The following is a 20,451-nucleotide window of genomic DNA, read 5'->3' as shown; positions in this document are numbered from 1 at the left end:
ACCCTCCCCCCTCCTCCCCTCCCCCCCCCCCCCCCGCTCCCCCTCCCCCCCCCCCCCCCACCCCCCCCCCACCCCCCCCCACCCCCCCTCCTCCCCCCCCCCCCCCCCCCCCCCCCCCCCCCCCCCCCCCCCCCCCCCCCCCCCCGACGGCCACTTCACGTGGGCGACGCGGGCAACCTGGAGGGCGTTCCCGGTCCTTGCGGTGGGCCTTGGCGGCGCCGGGGTTGTTCGGCTGGAAGAGACGAACTTGCCCACGGTGAGGTTCGCCCGAGCGAGGTCTCCCGCCGACGCGCATGGCTGGGCCGGCCGGTTTCGCACCGGTCTCGGTCGTTGGCCCGTCCGGTGCCCGGTCTCCATCCGGTCGAGGGCGACCGGCGGCATCGGCCCATGATGGACCGAAGAGTCCAGAACCTGCGATGATGGCCGCGTGAACCAGGGACTGACTGCGAAGGGCCGAGCGACCCGGCAGCGGATCGTCGTCGCCGCCGCCCGACTGGTCAGGGAGCGGGGAGCCGGCGAGACGTCCCTGGACGACGTGCGCGCGGCGACCGCGACCAGCAAGAGCCAGCTCTTCCACTACTTCCCCGGTGGGCGCTCCGACCTCCTCGCCGCCGTCGCGGAGCACGAGGCGGGCCAGGTGCTGGAGTTCCAGCAGCCCCACCTCGGCGACCTGTCGACCTGGGAGTCGTGGCAGGCCTGGCGGCAGGCGGTGGTCGACCACTACGCGGAACTGGGCCCGCGCTGCCCCCTCGGGAGCCTCACCGCCGAGTTGGGGAAGTCCTCGGAGCAGGCCCGGGCGATCGTCTGCGCGCTCTTCGACGAGTGGGAGGCGGCCCTGACCCGTGGGGTGCAGGCGCTCACCCGCCTCGACCCCGCGGCCTCGGCGCAGTCCGCGCGGGGCATCCTGACCGCTCTCCAGGGCGGCATCATGATGCTCCAGGCGACCGGTCGCACCGACTACCTCGAGGCGGCGCTGGACGCCACGACCCGCCCGTTGCGGGCCGCGGTAACCGCGACCTAGCGGCCCGTCGGGACAGTCCTGTCGTGCTCGCCGACGCCCAGCCGGACTTCGTCCGCTCCGGTGCGGTCGGACCCGCCTTCCGGGCACCACGTGACGTGGTGGTGTGTGACATGCCGCTTTCGGAGCAGTAGGAGTCTCCAGGCCGTTCGGCCGTCACGCCGCGCTTGTTGATCACGGTCGGGGGTCAGGGAGAGGATCCGTCGGACCCATCGCGAGCAGGAGCTGTCGGGACGGCCGGGCTGTCGTGCGCGCAGCACACCACCCCGGTGCTTGGCGAGCCGATTCCCCCCGGCCTCGAAACTGACGATACATCATGTTTGGTTGACGGCTTTCGCGGAACGTCGCCCAGCCCGGCTGGCGAGGCACTAACGTGCCGCACGGTGCCGCGCGGGGCGGTGCCGAAGGGGGTGGATGCGAAGATGAAGTCTCTTGTGCACAAGGCTCATTGGGCTGTCACGGGGCTGGCCCTGGCAGCCCTGATAGGGCTCACGGGCGGAGCCGGCGTGGCGAGGGCGGACGCGCCGGTCTCCGGCACGGCGGGCACTGTCACCGTCGGTGTGAGCGAGCCCGTTCCGGTGGTCAGCCCGGACGGCGCCACCGCCTACGTGGCGGTGATCGACGGGAACGACCGTCTGACGCTGCAGAAGGTCGATACCCAGGGTGACACGGTCACCGGCCAGATCATCCTCGGGCCCGCGCAGTTCGGCGCGTCCCTGGCGCTCGACAGGCACGGCTCACAGCTCTACGTGCTCAACGGGCAGGAGCTCTCGGTGGTCGACACCGGTTCGCTGACCGTCCTGGCCACCGTCCCGCTGCCGGCCCAGCCCAGCCGGCTGGACCCCGGGGCTGCCCGAGGGCATGGCGCTCAGCGCCGACGGCCGCACCCTGTACGTGTCGCAGAACGGCCCGGAGACCTACCGCCAGCAGGGCCAGGGCCGGGTGCTGGAGTTCGGTACGGCCCAGCGGGCGTTCACCACCAGCGTGCAGGTGGCGGCGAGCCAACTGGGCCAGCCGGTGCTCCGGCCGCACAGCCATGACCTGTACGTCAGTGGTGACAACAGCGTGCTCCACCTGAACACGGCCGGTGCCACGCCAACCGTGGTCGACACCGTCAAGGGCGCACCCGCCACCGGCTACTACGACCTGGCGTTCACCCCGGACGGCGGCAAGATCTTCGCACTCAGCGGCGGCGTCACCACCACCGCCGGCATGATCGACCCCGCCACCGACACCGTCACGGGCACCTTCGCCGTGACCGGCGTCAACGCCGCACTGAGCGACCTGCAGGTCAGCCCGGACGGCAGCACCCTCTTCATGCTCGACAACGACTACACGACCGCCGGCTCGGTCCTCGCCTTCGACACCACCACCGGCGCGGCCGTGCCGGGCGACACGGTCACCTCCGACGAGACCGAGCTCTACGGCCTCGCCGTGGGCCCCGACAACGACACCCTCTACCTCGGCGGCACCAGTGGCCAGACCGCCGTGCTGCAGATCGTGAACTACTGACCCGCGCAACCGGGCGGCCGTCGGACGTGTCCGGCGACCGCCCGGTTCTCGTCGTAGCGGCGGGTTGAGGGCCGCGCGCGCTCCGCTCCGCTGGTGTTGTCGTGGTGTTGTCGACCGCGGATCGATGCGCGCTCGCCCATTTTTGGACTTGACGGTCCATTTCCATCGCCTAGTATTGGACTACCTGGTCCAATCACCCTGAGGCGAACCACATGTCACCCTCACCGCTCGCGGACATCGATCAGATCCGCGACCTCAAGGCCCGCTGCTGCCGCTACGCGGACACCAAACAGTGGGACGCCGTGGCCGCGCTCTTCACCAACGACGCCGTGATGCGCTTCCACCGGGTGGACGGAAGCCTCGCCGACGAGGTACCGGCCGCCGAGTTCGCCCGCACCATCGGGGCGCGGGTCGGCGCGGGGCAGCCCGTCCACCACCTCTTCTCACACGAGATCACCTTCACCTCCGAGAGCACCGCCACGGGAGTGTGGGCCATGGAGGACCTCGTCCTCCACGACCGCGCTGCCCACCCGGAGGCGCCCTTCACCCGGCTGCACGGCTTCGGGCACTACCACGACGACTACCGCAAGGTGGACGGGAGCTGGCGCATCGCCGGCAGCCGGCTCACCCGGCTGCGGCTCGAACTCGTCGACTGACCCTCCCCCATCCCAGCCCCGCACCCGGCCACGCCCCGTTCTCACCGCGCCGACCCGAGCCGTACCGAACCGAAGGAAGCAGCACCGTGCCCAGCGCCACCGGATCCGGTCCCGCACCGGCCCCGTTCACCATCCACATCGCCCAGGAGGTCCTGGACGACCTGCGGCACCGCCTGCGGAGCACGCGCTTCGCGGCCGACCCCGACAACGACGACGAACGCTACGGCTTGAGCACCGCCCGTCTGCGTCCGCTGGTCGAGTACTGGGCGGACGGCTTCGACTGGCGGGCCGCGGAGGCGAGGCTCAACTCCTCCCGCCAGCACCGCCCGGATGTCGGCGGCAGCCCCCTGCACTTCGTCCACGAGCACGGCAGCGGCCCGGCGCCGATCCCACTGTTGCTGCTGCACGGCTGGCCCTGGACGCACCACCACTGGCACAAGGTCATCGGCCCGCTGACCGATCCGGCCGCCCACGGCGGTGATCCCGCGGACGCCTTCGACGTGATCGTCCCCTCGCTGCCCGGGTTCGGCTTCTCCACCCCACTGACCAACCCCCGGGAGAACTACGCCGACATGGCCGACCGCTTCCACACCCTGATGACCGACGTGCTCGGCCACCACCGGTACGGCGTCGGCGCGACCGACTACGGCGCGCTGGTGGGCGCCCGCCTCGGTCACAAGTACGCCGACTCGCTGTACGGCATCCACCTGGGCAACGAGATGCCGCCCACGATGTTCCAGGGCGACCGCTTCTGGGACCTGTCGGGTGGTCAGCGAACCGAGGACCTGCCGCCGGCGACACGGGCGCGGCTCAACCGGCGCAACGCCAGGTACGTGTCGCACGTCACCGCCCACCTCCTGGACGGGCAGACACTCACCCACGGCCTCAACGACTCGCCCGCCGGCCTGCTGGCCTGGGTCCTCAAGCGCTGGTCGACCTGGAGCGACCGGAACGCGGACTTCGAGGCCGAGTGGCCGGTCGACGACGTCCTCACCTTCGCCACGATCTTCTGGGTCAACGAGGCGATCGGCTCCTCGATCCGCGCCTACAAGAACGCGAACCTCTACCCGCCGGCGCCCGTCGACGACCGCGAGCCCTACGTACGGGCGCCGGCCGGCTTCACCTTCCTGCTGGGCGACTCCTCCCCCGGCGCGGAGACCGCCGAGGAACGCGTGGAGATCTTCAGGAACGGCGGAGCCCGGTTCTACGCGGACGTCCGCGACGTGAACGTCCATCAGAAGGGCGGCCACTTCGGCCCGTACGAGAATCCCGAGGCCTGGATCCACGACCTCCGCCGCACCTTCCGCGCGCTGCGCTGAGCCCGCGGGAACCACCGGCCACGGGCTCCCCCGGGAGGCGCCCACGCCGGCCACGGTGACCCGAGAGGCCGTCCCCGCCGCCCGTCAGGCACCCGCCTGGTTCCGGAACGGCAGTGGAACTGCCCCCGGTGGGACCGTGGGCCGTCAACTGCTCCGGCCTCCCCACCGAGCAGGACGCCCGTACCGCCGAGCTGTTCGCCCCGGCACCGGACAGTGCGGACGCCTACCGTGCCGCCCACCCGCACGCCACCCCGGAGGAGTTGCTGGAGACGGTATACCCCGACGCCGTCTTCCGGATGCCCTCAATGCTGTTGGCCGAGGCGAACGCCGCAGCCGGCGGCACCTCGTTCCTGTTCGAGTTGCGACTGGCCTCGCCGGCCTTGGGAGGAGTCCTGGGCGCCTGCCACAGCCTCGACGTCCCACTGGCGTTCGGCACGCTGGACAGCCCCACCGGGCGACAACTCCTCGGCGACCAGTCCGCCCCCGAGGCCCTCGCCGTGTCGCGGGAACTCCAGCAGGCGTGGGTCGGTTTCGCCACCACCGGTGACTCCGGATGGGCCGCCTACCACCCCGACCAGCAGCTCACACGCGTCCTGGACGCCGACTCGAAGACCCTGCCCTACCCCGAACAGGCCTCCCGCCGGATCTGGAAGGGCCGCGCCGCAGCCCCCTTCGATCTCGGATAGGACAGCGACCCGCACCCAGCCTCCTCGACCTCGCCGACCGAGGGATCGACCCCGACCGGCGTCGGCCCCGGGACTGCATCCGCTCCGAGCGGAAAACCGCTTTCCCACCTGCTCCGCACCCGGCAGACTCGCGACAATGACCGCACTGCGCGAGATCCGTGCCGACCACGACGCCACCACCATCACGCTCTACCAGGCCTACACCCCCGCCATCGCCACCGCGGCCGTGACGGCCGGCCGCTTCGTGCCGCCCTTCTCGCGCGGCCGGATGACCTGGATCAAGCCCAGCTTCCGCTGGCTGATGCATCGCAGCAACTGGGCCCGGAAGCCCGGTCAGGAGCGGATCCTGGCGGTGCGGATCACCCGTGAGGGCTGGGAGACGGCCCTCGGCCGGGCGGTCCTCACCACCGCCGACCCGGCGGCCGTCGCCACGGCCGCCGTGCACGTGCAGTGGGACCCGGAACGTTCGCTCTCCGGCGCCGCGCTCAATCACTACAGCATCCAGGTCGGCATCGGCCGGACCGTGATCGACGCCCTGGTGGACGACTGGACGGTCGACATCACCGACCTGACCCCGCGGGTGCGGAAGATCGCCGAGCTGGTCCGAGCCGGCCGCGGTACCCAGGCCGCACGGCTGCTGCCGCCCGAGCGGCCGTACCCGCTGACCCCCGGGGTGGCGAAACGGCTGGAGATGAGGTGAACCGCCCTACCTGGCGGTATTTCTGACGCCTCATCAACTCTTCCGCGAAGCGGGAAGTGCTGCTCGATCCGGGCATCGATGTCCGTGCGGCGTTTCGCCGACGCGCTGGTCACTCCCGGGGTGGGGTTCGGACCGCGCCGTCCGGGAGGACGCCGCCGCGCCCGACCGGACGGGCCCTCTCCGAGCACGATGGGGCCGGCTCCGCTGCGAGTGGTGCGCGGCAGGCGGTGGGCGGTGCTCTGGCACCGGCACCTGGCGTGTCAGCCGCTCGTCGGCGTGGCGGCGGGGGCTCCTGGCGGCAGGATCTCCTCCAAGGCCATTCGCTGACTCCGGTCGCGCCCAGCACCCGTTGATCCAGCGGGACTTCGCACGTAGGCGACATCCCCGAGCCGCTCCTGAAGCAACGCGCAGAAGCCGCCCGCCGCCCCGCTGTTCCGCGCGTGGTCGTCGGCGGAGATCAGCTGCCCGGCGTGCCGGCAGCGGGCCGGAGCGGCCCGATCACGTGTAGCAGTAGTCCAGGTTGCCCTGCTTGAAGTTGTAGGTGCCACTGGCCCAGGTGGCCTGCCCGGCGCTGTTGTAGAAGACGAAGTTGCCGTCGTTCTGCATCTCGGCATGGCCGCCGGGTGCGGGGTTGAGGGCGCCGATGGTGCAGACGATGCCGCCGGAGGCGTTCTCCAGCTTGATGTAGCCCGACTGCGACCAGTCCAGGTGCGTCACACCCTTGCCGTTCGTGCCCGAGGCCCAGAGCGGTGTGGTCGGCAGGTCCAGGGCCATCTTGTAGACGACCAGATTGCCGTCGGGCTGGAGGGTCACCAGCGCCGTCCAGCCGTCCGAGTCCTGGAACTGGTTGAGGGTCCAGTCGGGTTGGGCGAGGGTGAAGCTCGCGACCTCGGCGTCGGCCATCGCGTCGGTGCCGGTCAGGCAGAGCGCGCTGGCAGCCGCGGTGCACACGAGGGCAGCGCGCAGCAGGTGCCTACGCACCCGGGAGCCGTTGGAAGTGGTCAGCATGGACGTTCCCTCCGCTACTCCTCTCGCCGGCCCGGTGCCAGGGCGAGAGCCGGAACTGTCGGACCTGCGACGCGGGCCCGGTTCGCGGCGCCATTCTCCGTGAGTGGCATCGGCTGGTCGCCGCTGCCGAGGAGAGTAGGGAGCCCGGGTATCGCCGCAGTAGCGCGCATCGGCAGCGGCGGGAACGAGCCACTCCCACCCGGTTCCTGACGATACGGGACCGCTACGGACCCTGGTGAGAATGGTCCGCGTGATCCGACGGCGGGAGCCCTGGCAGCCGTGCCACTCGCCATGGCCGAGACCGGCGACGAGCCGGCAGGGGCCTCACGGGCACCGGGCGCGGTTGCCGCGGCACCCGTCGCTTGATGCTCCGTGCTCGTCACGCGGACGGTGGACCCCACACGCCCGGCACAGGGCCGGTGACGGTGGGACAACGAGGAGGAACCCGATGTTCTCCAGCAATTCCGTCGGCCCCAGGGGGCGCAAGCGCCTGCTTCGTGCCGCTCTGGTGGGCACCGCGGCCCTCTGCGCGGTCGGCCTGGCCGGAACCGACGCACTGGCCGACAGTTCGGCCGCGACGTTCACCCTCGCTCAGCCCGACTGGCCGACCGGCTACGTCGTGAACACGCACGGCACCGGCGGTCTGACGACGACGTTGTCCTTCCAGACCGACGGAAACCTGGTGCTCTACCAGAACGACGGCGACAGCGGCTATCCCGTCTGGGCCTCGGGCACGGACGGCAAGGGTGTGACGCACCTGGACTGGTCGCAGTCGGGCTACATCAAGCTGGAGAACGCCTCCGGCGGCATCGTCTGCACCATCGGCGCCCTCAACCCCGCACCCGGCGGCCACGCCGAGGTCCAGAGCGACGGCAACTTCGTCTTCTACGACGGCAGCGGACACGCCACCTGGGCGACCGGAACCTACGGCGACCGGGTGGGCGCTCCGGGTGCCGACACGGACTACTGCTACAGCTGACCGGGCCGGTTCCATCCGCCCCTTCGCCCCCTTGACTCGTTCCGCTGCCGCAGCGGAACGGAGAGGTGACCACAAGCCCATGTTCTTCCAGAAGTCCGGTGCCTCCAGGCCGCGTAGGCACGTCGCGCGTGCCGTCCTGGTGGGCACCACCGCCCTCAGCGTGATCGGCCTCGCCGGCACCGACGCGTTCGCCGGCTCCGACCCCACCGGTACGTCGGTGTCCTTCACCCTCCAGGAAGGCAACTGGGTCCTCGGCGAGGCCACCGGATCGAGCAACGGCGCCACCGGACTGCAGCTCCAGTCCGACGGCAACCTGGTCCTCTTCAGCGACCTCGCCAACGGCGCCGGTCGCTACAACGAAGTCGTCCTCTGGGCGTCCGGCACGAACGGCAAGGGCGTGACGCAGCTGGACTGGTCGCAGTCCGGCTACATCAAGCTGGAGAACGCCTCCGGCGGCATCGTCTGCACCATCGGCGCCCTCAACCCCGCACCCGGCGGCCACGCCGAGATCCAGAACGACGGCAACTTCGTCTTCTACAACACCGCCGGACAGCCCACCTGGGCCAGCGGCACCTACGGCGACAAGGTGGGCAACCGGGACTACTGCTACACCTGACCGAACGACAACCACACCTTGCGGGTGGTGGCAGCTCGTCGTTCTCGGAGCGGCCGCCCGCTCGGCCCGCCACGCGGCGTTCGTGGTCCTCGAGACCAGGTACCACGCGCGCGACCAGGGCGCTACGGAACCGCTACCGTCGCACCGGACGATGGCTGCTGCGACGCGGGCCGACCCCACGCTCTCCAGGCGCCGCCCGCCCGGGCGCACCGCCCGCTCTCAGAGGCGAACGGCCGGCGGCGCGCATGATCATCCATCAGAAACGGAGTGTGCAGTCATGTACCGAAGCATCAAGCGCACGTTTGCCCGCGTCGGCGTTGCCGCGGTCGCCACCGCCGGCATCGCGGTCGCCGTCCCGTCAGTGGCCCAGGCCGCCACGTACAACGGGGTGTGTGGCTCGGGCTACAACGTCATCGACTCACTGCCGGTCAGCGGCGGCACCGTCTTCCTGACCTACAACGCGAGCGCCGGCGCCAACTGTGTCGCGACCGTCCGCAACACCCCGGGCGCCGCCGAGTACATGGACACGTGGATCAGGATCTCCGGCTACCCCGACGCCACCAGCGCCGACGCGGGCCCGTACACCACCTACGCCGGGCCGGTCTACCGGTACGGCGCCGCCGGCAACTGCGTCGACTGGGGCGGCACGATCGGCAAATCCGCCAACCAGGAGACCAATTCGCACTGCGGCTGACGGTGATGCCGAGCCCGACGGCCGGCCGCCGGTGACAACGGGGCCGAGCCGTCGGCACGTTGTCGCGACCGGTCCCGGTCATGGTGCGTCAGCGTCTGCGGCGGATCCGCCGAGAACGGCGCGAACGTCAGCAGTTCTCGAAGTACTGGGGCACTCCCGACCAAGAGGTGGGGCGGGGCCCTCCGACCATCACGTCATCCGAAACGAACACGGGGGAAAATCATGATCCTGAAGCACGTCGCCGCTGCCGGCGTCGGACTCGTCTCCACCGCGGCCCTCATGCTGGCCGTGCCGACCACGGCGAGCGCGGCCGATGGCCACGCCTGGAACGAGAGCCCTTCCACCAACCAGTGTCTCGCGGCCGCCCAGAACAAGAACGGCACCGCGGCGATCATGTGGAACTGTGAGAACCAGAACGGCCAGAACTGGCACCTCGGCTACACCGCCCCCAGCCAGTTCCTCATCGAGAACAACAACGGCGGCTGCCTGACGGACGGCAACAGCTGGACGAACGGCGCCGGGATCCACGCCGGAGCCTGCGACGACAACGCCCTCTGGCAGATCCACGCCCAGAGCGGGGGCTACACCGAGTACCAGAACGTCCTCTCCGGCTACTGCCTGAGCGTCTCCGGTGGCTCGACCGCCAACGGGGCCAGCGTCATCCAGTGGAAGTGCCAGGGAACGCCTGACCAGTGGTGGGGCGGTTCGCTCGGCTACTGATCCGCGAGAACCGACGCGGGGCCGGCCCGGCGAAGGGGACTCACCCCTTCACCGGACCGGCCCGACCCTGGCCCCGGCCCGCCACGGATCTGACACCTGATAGCGCCGGTCCACGTACGGGGCCCGGGCGGGGAGGACCGTGATCCGGTGTGGCCGGTACCGGCGTACCCTGTCCGGTGACGCGCCGGTCGACCCCGGCCCATGCGCGTGCCGATGCGTTCGAGGCTGACCGCGACGGCTGCCAGGGCGTGCTGGACGTGCCTCGGGGTCCGCCCGGTTCAGCCGCGGGGTCTGCTACGGAATGGTCCAGCGGACCGGGTGCCCGGATGGATCCGTGGTGAGCCAGGTGCCGTCCCCGAGAGGGCGGATGTCGTACGGCTGCTCCCCGCGCGCGTCGAGTTCGGCTTGGACTCGGCCAGAGCGCGCATCGACGCGGTAGTGGTGGAACCACTCCTGCTCGTCCTCGGTCTCGCCGGCGACGGTGACGGTGACGGTGACGGTGACGACGACGGTGTCCGGACTCAGGTAGCCGCCACACCATTCCACATGGGCCTCGTCCGGGTCGTCTCCGAAGGCGTCGACCGAGAGGGTGAACACCACCCCCAGTTCCCGCGCGATCTCGGTGACGTTCCGATGGGGCGACGACAGGACGAGCGCGACCGCGTCCCGCTTGAACTCCGCCGTGTACCGCTTGCTCATGTTGCTCTTGCCACTCAACCTGGACTGCTTCCTCCGGGACCCATCCGTCCCGGTATCAGGCTGTCCAGATCAACGGGGGAGGTTCACCTCAACTACACCCCCAGGAACGTCATCTCAGGCTTGGCCGCGCGCTGACGCTTACCCAGGAGTCGAAGCAAAGAGGTGAGCACGACGCACTGTACACACGCCCCAGGTGTGGTACCAGCCTCCACACAGTACTTGTGGAGGCAGTAGCGGCGAGCGTTACCCAGAGAGGGGGCACACTCCGAATGGCCCTTCTAGGCTCGCGACCAATTGAACGCGATACTGGCCAGCGGCCATCAAAATAGCGAAGAGCCCCCGCTGAACGCAATTTTCAGCGGGGGCTAGAGGCGATCAGATCGCGAAGATTCTATGCCAAGATCATCCGCGAGCGGTAGCTCGGCCTACCCGGCAGGAGGCCAAAGGCGAACGGTAGGCATAACGCGACCCGGAGTAAAGAGTGACGGATCGTCCAACTTGCACTCATCCTCACGCCACGCCGGATCACCCGCCACCAGAAAGTCGGCACCTTCCCGAGCCAGGAGGTAGAGGTTCGAGGGATGACACTCCACCCCAAGCTTCACGGCGAGACCTTCACACCCCCCCTGGTCGCCTCGCCTAACCTCTAGACCTCGGTAGATCGGCCGCAGAAGCATGGCACTCACTCCGCCAAAATGGATCTCGATACGAGTACTCTGCCCGGCCCTCCGATCCGGATCGCTTCTAAGGATCACGACATTATGAGTGGGAGTGAAGCTCCAGACCCTGAAAAGCCGTTCCGTGCGAAAGGATTCAACGAATTCATTTACCATCGCATAGCCTTTTTCATCTTCTCGATCTTTGGTATAGTAGCTCGCCAATTCGGCTCGGCTACGGCGCCGTCCTCGAGTTTCTGACCACCCTGGTACCAGTCGATGGAGTCCCACGCGCGGTGGTCCATCTTCACCGCAAGCGCCACATCGCTCATCTCCCAGGTAGTACCGAATGTAGCGCCAGTCGCACGGTCCATGCCAGCCGCAGCACCACGAATATAGGCGTTCTCGAATATCTCGCTCGGAGTACTTCCGTACTCCTCGAGACCGTCCAGCGTAATACTTAGCCGAGTGCTCTGGTCTCGCACAGCATTCTGAACTCCGTTCATCCAGGCTGGATACCCATTATGCTCGACATGCGCATAAGCATCCCCATTGAAGGTGTGGGCGCTCTCGTCCCCTGACTGACGTAGCGCGGCAGCGAGGTCGTCGGAATGAGGATTGACACCGAGAACTACATGGTCGCAATTGTGGACCAAGACCGGCGTGTTTCCGGCCTCCACATAATACGTGTGGAGGTCGCCGATGGTGAGGTCGTAGGTGGTGGTGTTGGCGTGGAAGAGGTGGACGTCGGAGACCTGGGCGGTGCCAGTGGGCGTCTGGAGGACGTCGCCGACGCGGAGGTCCTGGGCGTCGACGAAGGCGGCCTGGGTCTCGTCGTAGAAGGGGTGGTGGAAGGTGGTGTGGATGGTTCCGCCGCCGGCGGCGATGGCCGGGTCGGTGGTGTCCGTGGTGGTGGTGCTGGTGGTTGAGGTGGTGTAGGCGACCGGGGTGGTCGCGGTGGCGGGCTGGTGGTTGAGGCCGAGCAGGGCGCCCGCGGCGGCGACGGACGCCGCCAGGGCGAGGCTGGCACGGCGCCAGATCCCTGTCGTCAGCTGAACCCCGGTGTCCTTGGCCGGAGTGGCTTCGGTGGTGTGGGTCTGGCTCGTCCGCTCCGCGTCGGTGGTCGCGCTGGTGGTGTGGGTCGGGGTGACCGTGACGTCGACGAAGTCGTGGTCGGTGGTCGTGACGATGACGTTGGTGACGGTGTGGGTCTGCGTACCGTCCTGGCCGGGAACCGCGTTGGTGATCTGGTCGCCGATCTTGATCTGGTCGATCCGCTTGGTGCTGCCGTCGGCCATCAGCACCGGCGTGGCTCCGGTGAAACTGTGAACCGGGCAAGTGACCGGCTTGTCCACAGCGCTCGTGGCGCCCTTGGCCTCGGCCTGCTTGGCGGCCTGCTGGGTCGCGTCCTCGGCCGCGGTGTCCGCGGCTTCGGTCGTGCCCCTGCCGAACAGACCGCCGACCGCCTCCATCGCCTTGGGCGCGACCTTGCCGAGCACCGCGCCGCCGAGCTCACCGAGCGCGCCACCCGCGGCGCCCTCGGCAGCGCCCTCGAGCGCGGTCTTGCCGAAGGCGCTGACGCTGCACGCGGAGCCGCCCTTCTGGGCGCACTTGAAGCCCTGGGTGACCAGGTTCCCCGCCGCGCCGGCGGCTGCCGCGCAGCCGATCGAGCCGGCGCCGCCCGTCGCGGCCTCGCAGCCGGCGAAGACCGCGGTCGAGACCACGAACGAGGTGATCGCGGCGGCGTGGTGCTTGACGAACTTCGCCGCGGTCTTCCCTGCGCTCACCGTCGCGCGGTAGGCCGTCCGCCCCGCCCTGACCAGTCGGTTGCCGCCGACGGCGTGCAGGAAGCGCTTGGCGGCCTGTTTGGTGGTGTGCCACGCCTGTCCCAACTGATGGACGGCCGCATGGATGTTGCGTCTGACGGTCCGTACGGTCCAGCGCTTCAGGCGTTGCCCGTATTGGTAGGCGCGGTAGAAGCCGTCCTTGACGCGGTGGTAGCCCGAGACCACCGCGTGGCCGACGCTCGACGCCTCCTTGGAGATCCAGGAGGCGGCGCTCGACGCCCCGCTGACGATCGCGTTGCCGAGGCTCGACGCCTGGTTGACGGCCCAGGAGTCGGCGCTCGACAGTGCGGAGGCCCCGGCGTCCACGCCCTGGGAGATCGCGTGACCGACCGAATGGATGGCCTTGCAGGCCCAGCTCGGACCCCAGCAGTGCCCGGACGGGTCGTCCGCCGACATCGGGTTGTCGCCGATGTACGCGAACGGGTTGGCCGCCGCCGAGTTCGGCACCGGGTTGAGCGAGACGGTGTCCTTGTTCAGGAACTCGCCGGTGCGCGGGTTGTACCAGCGCGAGGCGGTGCCGACCAGGTTGGTGGCACTCTCCGTCCAGCCGGACTGGAAGCCCAGGTGGCCGGCCAGGTTGCCGTTGCCCACCACGGTGCCCAGCGGGTCGTAGGTGGCGGAGCTGGCCAGGGCTGTCGCGGTCGGCGCGAACATGCCGACCACGTCGTCGTGCTGGTCCAGCATCGCCAGCTGACCGGTCGACGTGGAGGTGGCCGAGGCGGTGTTCATCCCGACCAGCGAGTCGCCGTCGTCGTAGGTGTAGGTGTAGTCGCCGTCGGAGGCGATGGTGTTGCCCGCACCGGAGGTAGGAGAAGGTGCGCGCGGTGCCGCCGCCGATGACGGTGTCGCTGATGTTCCGGCCGTTGGCGTCGTGGGTGTACGACTGCGTGCCGGCGACCACCTGCTGCCCGTACGCGTCGGACGACATCGCGGTGCTGCCCGCGGTGGTGATGTCGTGCGTCATCGTGCCGCGCGCCGAGTAGGTGTAGGTGTGCACGCCGTCGGAGGTCAGCTCGTCACGCGCGTCGTACGTGAAGACGTTGGCGCCGACCTGGGTCCGGTTACCCGACGCGTCGTACGCGTAGACGGTGTTGGTGGTGCCGTTGTTCCACGAGGTGAGGCGGTTGGCCCAGTCGTAGGTGTAGGTGTTGTTGGCGGCCCCCACGACCCCGGTGGTGTTCTTCGAGGTCAGGTTGTCGTTGTTGTCGTACCCGTAGGCGATGGAGGCGAGGGTCGTCGTCCCCTTCGCCAGCGTGTCCGAGGTCAGGCGGTGCAGGCTGTCGTAGCCGTAGCTCCTGACGTCGCCCAGCGTGCCGTAGGCGATCGACGAGACCTGGTTCAGGTTGTTGTAGCCGTAGGTGAGCTGGGCGCCGGTGGCCGGGTCGTTCACGGACTGCAGCCGGCCAGCCGTGTCGTACCCGTAGCCGGTGGTACCGGCCGCGTCGGTCCGGGAGGTCAGCTGGCCCGCGCCGTTGTAGGCGAAGGACGAGGAGCCGCCCGAACCCGAGGCCGTCAGCAGCGCGCCGCGGTCGTTGTAGGTGAACGTCTCACTGGTCGCGGCCTGGTAGTCCGGATTGCCCGTGGTGCCGGCCGCCCCGGTGCTGGCGGTCAGCACCCGGCCCGCGTTGTCGTAGGTGAACGACCGCGAAGCCGTCGCCGCCTCCGCGCCGGTGCCCGACGACGACAGTAGGTCGTCGAGCTTGTCGTACCCGAAGGACAGCGACGCTCCGCCCGGCAGGGTCTGCGAGGTCATGCGTCCGTCCGCGTCGTACGCGTAGGTGGTGGTGGAGTCCGAGGCCGCGGTGTACGTCGCCGTGCTCGGTTCCAGCACCGACGCCAACTGCCCCCGCGGCGTGTACGTGTACATCCACGAGTTGGTGCGCCCGTCGGTGTACCGGGTGCGCTGGCCCGCCGCGTCGTAGCCGAACGACGTGGTGATCGAAGAGGTCGCCGAGACCGGCTGGACCTCCTGGCTCACCATGTTGCTCGCGTCGTACGTCAGTTGCGTGGTGTGACCGTTGGCATCGGTGACCGAGGTCGTGTTGCCGTTGCCGTCGTAGGCCGAGGAGGACTGCGTCAGCAGGTTGTTGTTGGCGTCGTACTGCTTGTGGTCCGCCGGCAGCCCGGCGGCCGTGTAGTCGGTCCAGCTGTAGGTGCCGTCGGCCGCGGTCGTCTTGTACGGACGACCCGCGAAGTCGTAGGCGGTCGTGGTGGTGTTGTTCGCACCGTCGGTGACGCTGGTCCGCTCGCCGATCCGGTCGTAGCCGTAGCTGGTGGTCACGCCGGTCGCGCTGGTCTCCGAGGAGAGGAACGCGCCGTACGGGTTGCCGGTCGTCACCGCGTAGGACTCGGTGCTGGTCAGTGTCTGGTTGGACGGGTAGCGCTCCAGCTGGGTGGAGGTGAGCTGCCGTCCCATCCAGTCGTACGTCGCCTGGGTGACCGCTCCGGTCCCGTCCGTCACCGACAGGCTCTCGCCGTTGGTGTCGTAGAGCGTGTGCACCGTGCTGTTGTCCGCCGCCGTGACCTGAGCCACGTCGCCGAGCTGGGTGTACTGGTACTTGGTGCTCTCTCCGCCTGGGCGGGTCGTGGACAGCACGTTGCCCTCGGCGTCGTACGCCCAGGTGCTCTGGCCGCCCACCGGACTGGTCGCACCGGGCGGCGTGTAGCCGGGCAGCGTCACGGCGACCTTCTGACCGTCGGCGTCGTAGCCGGTGGTGGTCTCGTTCCCGTTCGGGTCGAGCTCCTCCACGGCCTCACCGAAGGTGTTGAAACCGCTGGTGGTGACCGGGCGCGCGGTCACCGACGTGCCGCCGACCGCCTCCACGGGCACGGCCGGGGCCGTGGTCACCGCGAGGTTGCCCGCCTCGTCGTACGAGTACTGCGTGGTGTTGCCGTTCGGGTCGGTGACCGAGGTCGGCAGACCGCGCTTGTCGTAGGTCCACTTCGTGCTCTGGGTGTTGGACGAGCCGACGGTGCCACCGGTGCGGCCGTTGCCGTACAGCGTGGAGACGTCCTGCGCCGACAGCGCCCGCGGGTACACCTGGACGTTGCCGAGCTGGCCGGGGAGCTGGTCGCTCTGGTTGCCGTTCCACAGGTCGCGGCCGATGGTGAGCGAGCCGTTGGCGAACCCGGGCGCGGTGTTGGTGGCGCTGCCGGCGAGCTGGCCGTTGACGTACAGCTGCATGGCGCCGTTGGTGACGTTGTAGACGCCGACCAGATGGGTCCAACTGCCTGCAGCGGGGGCGGTGGTGGAGTTGGCGAAGGTGAAGTTCGGGGAGGCGGAGTCGGCGCTGGTGTTCCAGAACGACCACACCGGGGTAGATCCCATGTGGTTGTACCCGAGGACGAACTGGCTGACGTTGCTCCCGGACTGGGCGACCACTGCGGCGTTGCCCGAGGGCAGCGAGGAGAGGTTGACCCAGGCGGACATCGTGTACGAGCCCGTGGTGCTGACCACTGGCCCGTTCGTGGCGATCTGCTGACCGCTGGTCCCGGCGAACGACGCACTGGTGGCGCCGGTCGAGTCGGTGCTCCAGGTGACGCCCGAGGCGGAGGCGGTGTTGCCGTTGCCCGAGGCGTCGGTCACCGTGCTGCCCGCGCTCTGGTTCAGCGGCCACCAACCCGACGGGTGACCCGAGGCATCCCCGTAGAGCGTCTCCGTCAGCGGGTGACCCATCGGATCGTAGGTGGTGCTGGTGGTGCGGTCGTAACCGGAGACGTCCGTCTGCGTGGAGGTGGCCACCAGGTCGTCCGGCGTGTACGAGACCTGGGTGACCCGCTTCGCCCCGGTCGGGTCCTCGGTCGTGGTCGTCACCCGGGAGGCCGCGTCCACCTGGTACTGGGTCACCACGGCACCGTTGTCGCCGACCTTCTGGGTCAGGTTCCCCGCGGCGTCGTAGGTGTCGGACTCCAGCTGGAAGGAGTTCTTACCGGTCGGGTCCGTCTTGGTGGCCGTGGCCAGCAGGCCGTTGTCGGTGTAGGTGTAGGAGGTGGTGTTGCCCATCGAGTCCGTGATCGACGCCAGTCGACCTGCCGGGTCGTAGGCGCGCGAGGACTCCACCAGGTTGGTCGCGGTGGACGGGTTGACCGGGTCGCCGGTGTACCCGTTCAGCGTCTGCGTCAGCAGGTGGCCGTTCGGGTCGTACTGGTAGGAGGTGGTGACGTTGGTCGGGCTGACCTCCTTCACCTTCTCGCCCATCGCGTCGTAGCCGTACGTCGTCGTGCCGCCGTTGGTGGCACCGGCGACGTTGCCGTTGGCGTCGGTGCGCGACTGCACGTGGTCGTACCCGTCGTACACGGTGGTCTCGGTGCGTGGGGCGTCGCCGCCGGTGGTGTCGGCGACGGTCTGCGAGGTGACGTCACCGTCGTAGTCGAAGACCGTACTGACCTGCGCGGTGTGGACGGCACCGGTGACCCGGTCGGTGAGCGGGGGGGGTTGGTCTCCTGCGTCACCTGGCCGTCGCCGTCGTAGACGTACGAGGTCGGCAGACCGTTCGGGTAGGTGTCCGAGACCACGGTCTTGGTCAGCACCCGGCCCAGCGCGTCGTAGGTGTACCTGGTGACCAGGCCGTCCGGGTCCGCCGTGGAGGCCACGTCGCCGTTGTGGAAGTAGGAGACCTGGTTGACCGCGCCGGCGGGCGAGGTCGTGGTCACCGGCAGGCCCTTGGGCACGTTGCCGCTGTCGGCGACCGGATAGGTGGCGGTGCCGTCCGCGTACACCGTGCTGGTGGTGCGGCCGTTCGGGAAGCCGGGCACCGCCGGGGTGGTGAAGCCCAGCTGGTTGCCGGACGCGTCGTAGGTGTACGACGTCAGGTAGGTGTTGTCGGTCGCGGACGCCGAACGGCCGTCCCGCTCGGTCAGCATGATGTCGTTGCGCGGATCCGCGGTGGTCAGCTGCGCGCTCGTGTCGTCCGGGTAGTACGTGAAGTACTGCGTCGCACGCGTGTTGGCCTGCTGGTTCTGGCAGCTGGTGACCGAGACGGTGTTGCCGCGCGGGTCATGGCCCGTACGACTCATGCGCCGTTCGGGTCGACGGTCGTGCTCTGGAAGCCGCCGGAGTCGTAGCCGTAGCTGACCGTGTTGCCCAGACCGTCGGTGTGGGACAGCGTCCGGTTGCCGTTGACCACGTCGTACCGGGTGGTCTCGGTGGCGCCCGTCGGGTCGGTGACCTGGATGGACTTCACCGGCAACAGGCCGGTCGAGTTCTTGCCGGCCGCGTAGTGGTTCGCGTCGTCCAGCGCGGACAGCGCGGTGTTGTAGAACGCGACCTCGGAGATCGAGCCGAGGAAGTAGCCGTACGGGTTGGTCGGCGCGCTCCCCCACTGCGCCGAGTAGCCGGCGCCGACGTAGACGTAGTTCGACGGGCTCTGCTGGAAGGTGCCGGTGGAGCTGCCGACCGACTGGCCGTCCAGGTACATGGTCAGCGTGGTCGAGCTGCCGGTGAGCAGCACGTGGTGCCACTTGCCGTCGTTCACCGGGGCGTTGGTGGTGATCTGGGGCAGGCCCCAGAACGCGCCGCGCAGCTTGCCGCCGGTGTCGACGTACAGGGAGGGGACCCATCAGCCGGGGCAGCATAAGCGCATGCCAACGGGCCGCCGCCGGACGGACCCACACCGAGCCGGCCGGAAGGACGGCGCTGGTCGGCACACTGATCGACGGGCTGTTAACGGTCCGGCTGTTCGAACAACACGATTTTCACCGTTCGACGTGGCGGCATAAGGTACGGCGGTAACACGTCGCCCAACCCCGAACACCCTCTTCGCCCTGCTCGCCGGCACGGTGATGGCCGCGCTCATGGCAGTCCGGCTCTTCCTGCCGAGCCCGATCGGCATGGCCGACAACGGTGACGGCCCGAGCCGGATGTGTGCGCTGAACCTCTCGGTACGGCCCACGCCCGGGCACGACTGGATGTTCAGCTACGTGAACTTCGGCTACGACACGGCCAAGCCAAGCGCCTGCAACTCGACCAACACCTACCCGGGCAGCGGCTCCTGGCTGCCGGAGCTGGCCCGCCCGCTCAGTCACTGGCTGGGATTCCACACGGCGTTCGACCTGCGGGCGCTCGCGGTGCTCTGCTGTCTGCTCAGTGGTGTCGCGTTCGCGGTGTTCGCGGCCGCGCTGCGCGGTCCGTGGCTCGCCCGGGTCCTGGTTTGCACGCTGCTCTTCGTGGTGGCCGCGGACTCCGCGATCGCCGAGTACGACGCCTCGCCGTTCAGCGAGGTGACCGGCGTCAACGGGCTGCTGCTGGCGACGGCGGGCGCCGTGCACCTCGGCGGCTCGGGGCGGGCCCGGCGGTACGGGCTGGCGCTGTTCACGGTCGGGTCGGTGCTGACGATCGCCTCGAAGACCCAGGCGGCGACCATGACCGTCCCGCTGGTCGCCCTGCTGCTCGCCTGCCGGGTGCCGCTGGGGCGGCTGTCCGCCCGCGTGCTGCCGCTGCTGGCCGCGGCCGTCCTGTTGGCGACCGGTGCCCTGACCTTCCAGTACCAGATGCAGTCCTCCAAGGAGATCAACCGGACCGAGATGATCTTCGACGGGGTGCTGACGCACACCTCGAACCCGGCGAAGGCGGCGGTCGAACTCGGGCTGCCGGCCGACTTCGCCAAGTACACCGGTCTGAACTGGTGGGGCCCGGTGGCACCCGAGAAGGACCCGCGGTGGCCCGAGGTCCGCGGCCGGATGACCTACCAGAACATCGCCGGGTTCCTGGTCCGGCACCCCGCCGTCACGGCCCGGATCGCGCTCGGCGGCGCGAACGACCTCACCGCGTCCCGGCCCCCGAACCTCGGCTCCTACCCGGTCGCGGCGGGCCGGCCGGCCGGGGCCAAGGAGTCCAGGGTGGCGCTCTACACCTGGTTCCTGCGGCACGTCGGCGGAGTCGGCGTACTGACCCTCGAGTTCGCCCTCGCGGCCCTCGCCGTCCGCTGGTACCGCCGGGCCGGTGCCAACCCGCGCCGGCGGGCGTTCGCGGCCACCCTGGTGGCTCTGGCCGCAGCCACCGCGGTGGAGTTCCTGACCGCGGTCTACGGCGAGGCGATCGAGAACACCAAGCACCTGGTGTACGCCATCCTGACCACCGGCCTGGTGTTCGTGCTCGCCGCGGCCACCGCCTGGTGCAGCCCCGAGCCCGAACCACGGCCGACGACGGCAACGTCACCGCCGCGCCCGGCAGGTGGGTACGGCGCGTTCCTTCTCCGAACGGCAGGTGACCACGCGGGGCCGAACTCCGCCCGCCCAGTCGGGCCGGCCCCCAGCCAACGCGGGGCGAGGGGGGGGGGGGCGGGGGGGGGGGGGGAGGGGGGGGGGGGGGGGGGGACGGAGGGGGTAGGGGTTTAAGAGCAC

16 protein-coding genes and 2 pseudogenes are annotated in these 20,451 nt (G+C 69.7%); 11 read left to right on the top strand and 7 right to left on the bottom strand.

Features of this window, described 5'->3' with window-relative positions:
• The first annotated feature begins 427 nt into the window (after positions 1 to 427).
• From ACZ38L_RS26275 to ACZ38L_RS26250, 6 genes are all read left to right on the top strand, one after another.
• Positions 428 to 1,021 carry a TetR/AcrR family transcriptional regulator gene (locus tag ACZ38L_RS26275; protein ID WP_465697745.1) on the top strand — a complete coding sequence of 198 codons (594 nt, stop codon included), beginning with the start codon at positions 428 to 430 and terminating at the stop codon, positions 1,019 to 1,021.
• An 858-nt stretch (positions 1,022 to 1,879) separates the two neighbouring features.
• Positions 1,880 to 2,530, top strand: coding sequence for a hypothetical protein (locus ACZ38L_RS26270; protein ID WP_465697743.1), 651 nt, complete (start codon positions 1,880 to 1,882; stop codon positions 2,528 to 2,530).
• 212 nt (positions 2,531 to 2,742) lie between these two features.
• Entirely contained in the window at positions 2,743 to 3,186 is a 444-nt protein-coding gene (locus ACZ38L_RS26265) for a nuclear transport factor 2 family protein (RefSeq protein WP_465697741.1), read from the top strand.
• An 86-nt stretch (positions 3,187 to 3,272) separates the two neighbouring features.
• Positions 3,273 to 4,505: an epoxide hydrolase family protein gene (locus ACZ38L_RS26260; RefSeq protein ID WP_465697739.1), complete on the top strand. Its 1,233-nt coding sequence runs from the start codon at positions 3,273 to 3,275 to the stop codon at positions 4,503 to 4,505.
• Positions 4,506 to 4,618: 113 nt separating this feature from the next.
• Positions 4,619 to 5,191: a hypothetical protein gene (locus ACZ38L_RS26255; protein WP_465697737.1), complete on the top strand. Its 573-nt coding sequence runs from the start codon at positions 4,619 to 4,621 to the stop codon at positions 5,189 to 5,191.
• Positions 5,192 to 5,327: 136 nt separating this feature from the next.
• Positions 5,328 to 5,891, top strand: a complete 564-nt coding sequence (locus tag ACZ38L_RS26250) for a DUF4291 domain-containing protein (RefSeq protein WP_465697735.1) — start codon at positions 5,328 to 5,330, stop codon at positions 5,889 to 5,891.
• Between the two features lie 498 nt (positions 5,892 to 6,389).
• On the opposite strand, the gene ACZ38L_RS26245 is transcribed toward ACZ38L_RS26250, so the two are convergent.
• Positions 6,390 to 6,899 carry a hypothetical protein gene (locus ACZ38L_RS26245; protein ID WP_465697733.1) on the bottom strand — a complete coding sequence of 170 codons (510 nt, stop codon included), beginning with the start codon at positions 6,897 to 6,899 and terminating at the stop codon, positions 6,390 to 6,392.
• A 448-nt stretch (positions 6,900 to 7,347) separates the two neighbouring features.
• Between ACZ38L_RS26245 and ACZ38L_RS26240 the strand changes: the two genes are divergently transcribed.
• The 4 genes from ACZ38L_RS26240 to ACZ38L_RS26225 all read left to right on the top strand — a co-directional run bounded on the left by ACZ38L_RS26240 (position 7,348) and on the right by ACZ38L_RS26225 (position 9,908).
• Positions 7,348 to 7,878 carry a hypothetical protein gene (locus ACZ38L_RS26240; protein WP_465697731.1) on the top strand — a complete coding sequence of 177 codons (531 nt, stop codon included), beginning with the start codon at positions 7,348 to 7,350 and terminating at the stop codon, positions 7,876 to 7,878.
• A gap of 79 nt (positions 7,879 to 7,957) precedes the next feature.
• Entirely contained in the window at positions 7,958 to 8,494 is a 537-nt protein-coding gene (locus tag ACZ38L_RS26235; protein ID WP_465697729.1) for a hypothetical protein, read from the top strand.
• 277 nt (positions 8,495 to 8,771) lie between these two features.
• Complete coding sequence (locus ACZ38L_RS26230; protein ID WP_465697727.1) at positions 8,772 to 9,188, top strand: spore-associated protein A; 417 nt, start codon at positions 8,772 to 8,774, stop codon at positions 9,186 to 9,188.
• Between the two features lie 222 nt (positions 9,189 to 9,410).
• Positions 9,411 to 9,908, top strand: coding sequence for an RICIN domain-containing protein (locus tag ACZ38L_RS26225; RefSeq protein ID WP_465697725.1), 498 nt, complete (start codon positions 9,411 to 9,413; stop codon positions 9,906 to 9,908).
• 294 nt (positions 9,909 to 10,202) lie between these two features.
• Here the strand turns inward: ACZ38L_RS26225 and ACZ38L_RS26220 are convergent, their stop codons facing one another.
• The 6 genes and pseudogenes from ACZ38L_RS26220 to ACZ38L_RS26195 all read right to left on the bottom strand — a co-directional run bounded on the left by ACZ38L_RS26220 (position 10,203) and on the right by ACZ38L_RS26195 (position 18,656).
• Positions 10,203 to 10,625: a transposase gene (locus tag ACZ38L_RS26220; protein ID WP_465697723.1), complete on the bottom strand. Its 423-nt coding sequence runs from the start codon at positions 10,623 to 10,625 to the stop codon at positions 10,203 to 10,205.
• 808 nt (positions 10,626 to 11,433) lie between these two features.
• Positions 11,434 to 12,987, bottom strand: a complete 1,554-nt coding sequence (locus ACZ38L_RS26215) for a polymorphic toxin type 27 domain-containing protein (RefSeq protein WP_465697750.1) — start codon at positions 12,985 to 12,987, stop codon at positions 11,434 to 11,436.
• 552 nt (positions 12,988 to 13,539) lie between these two features.
• Positions 13,540 to 13,764 (bottom strand): annotated as a pseudogene (locus ACZ38L_RS26210) (RHS repeat-associated core domain-containing protein); the annotation flags it as partial.
• A 247-nt stretch (positions 13,765 to 14,011) separates the two neighbouring features.
• Positions 14,012 to 16,786: pseudogene (locus tag ACZ38L_RS26205) on the bottom strand (LamG-like jellyroll fold domain-containing protein); the annotation flags it as partial.
• A 506-nt stretch (positions 16,787 to 17,292) separates the two neighbouring features.
• Positions 17,293 to 18,126, bottom strand: coding sequence for a hypothetical protein (locus ACZ38L_RS26200; protein ID WP_465697721.1), 834 nt, complete (start codon positions 18,124 to 18,126; stop codon positions 17,293 to 17,295).
• Positions 18,123 to 18,656 (bottom strand): LamG domain-containing protein, encoded by a 534-nt coding sequence (locus ACZ38L_RS26195; RefSeq protein WP_465697749.1) that lies wholly within the window; start codon positions 18,654 to 18,656, stop codon positions 18,123 to 18,125. Before ACZ38L_RS26195 ends, ACZ38L_RS26200 begins: the two co-directional genes overlap by 4 nt.
• A gap of 235 nt (positions 18,657 to 18,891) precedes the next feature.
• Here ACZ38L_RS26195 and wsfD point away from each other — a divergent pair, with 235 nt between their 5' ends.
• Complete coding sequence (gene wsfD / locus ACZ38L_RS26190) at positions 18,892 to 20,445, top strand: glycan biosynthesis hexose transferase WsfD (protein ID WP_465697719.1); 1,554 nt, start codon at positions 18,892 to 18,894, stop codon at positions 20,443 to 20,445.
• Positions 20,446 to 20,451 lie beyond the last annotated feature (6 nt).

The sequence above is a fragment of the Kitasatospora sp. NPDC024654 genome, from assembly GCF_055559155.1.
Note: the sequence above shows the minus strand (reverse complement) of the source record. Positions and strands in the feature narration are given on the sequence as shown.

Bases quoted from the DNA above. Each gene is read 5' to 3' on its own strand.
- ACZ38L_RS26270 (WP_465697743.1), top strand. From the start codon at position 1,880: ATGGCGCTCAGCGCCGACGGCCGCACCCTGTACGTGTCGCAGAACGGC.
- ACZ38L_RS26265 (WP_465697741.1), top strand. From the start codon at position 2,743: ATGTCACCCTCACCGCTCGCGGACATCGATCAGATCCGCGACCTCAAG.
- ACZ38L_RS26250 (WP_465697735.1), top strand. From the start codon at position 5,328: ATGACCGCACTGCGCGAGATCCGTGCCGACCACGACGCCACCACCATC.
- ACZ38L_RS26245 (WP_465697733.1), bottom strand. From the start codon at position 6,899: ATGCTGACCACTTCCAACGGCTCCCGGGTGCGTAGGCACCTGCTGCGC.
- ACZ38L_RS26240 (WP_465697731.1), top strand. From the start codon at position 7,348: ATGTTCTCCAGCAATTCCGTCGGCCCCAGGGGGCGCAAGCGCCTGCTT.
- ACZ38L_RS26235 (WP_465697729.1), top strand. From the start codon at position 7,958: ATGTTCTTCCAGAAGTCCGGTGCCTCCAGGCCGCGTAGGCACGTCGCG.
- ACZ38L_RS26230 (WP_465697727.1), top strand. From the start codon at position 8,772: ATGTACCGAAGCATCAAGCGCACGTTTGCCCGCGTCGGCGTTGCCGCG.
- ACZ38L_RS26225 (WP_465697725.1), top strand. From the start codon at position 9,411: ATGATCCTGAAGCACGTCGCCGCTGCCGGCGTCGGACTCGTCTCCACC.
- ACZ38L_RS26200 (WP_465697721.1), bottom strand. From the start codon at position 18,126: ATGAGTCGTACGGGCCATGACCCGCGCGGCAACACCGTCTCGGTCACC.
- wsfD (WP_465697719.1), top strand. From the start codon at position 18,892: ATGGCCGCGCTCATGGCAGTCCGGCTCTTCCTGCCGAGCCCGATCGGC.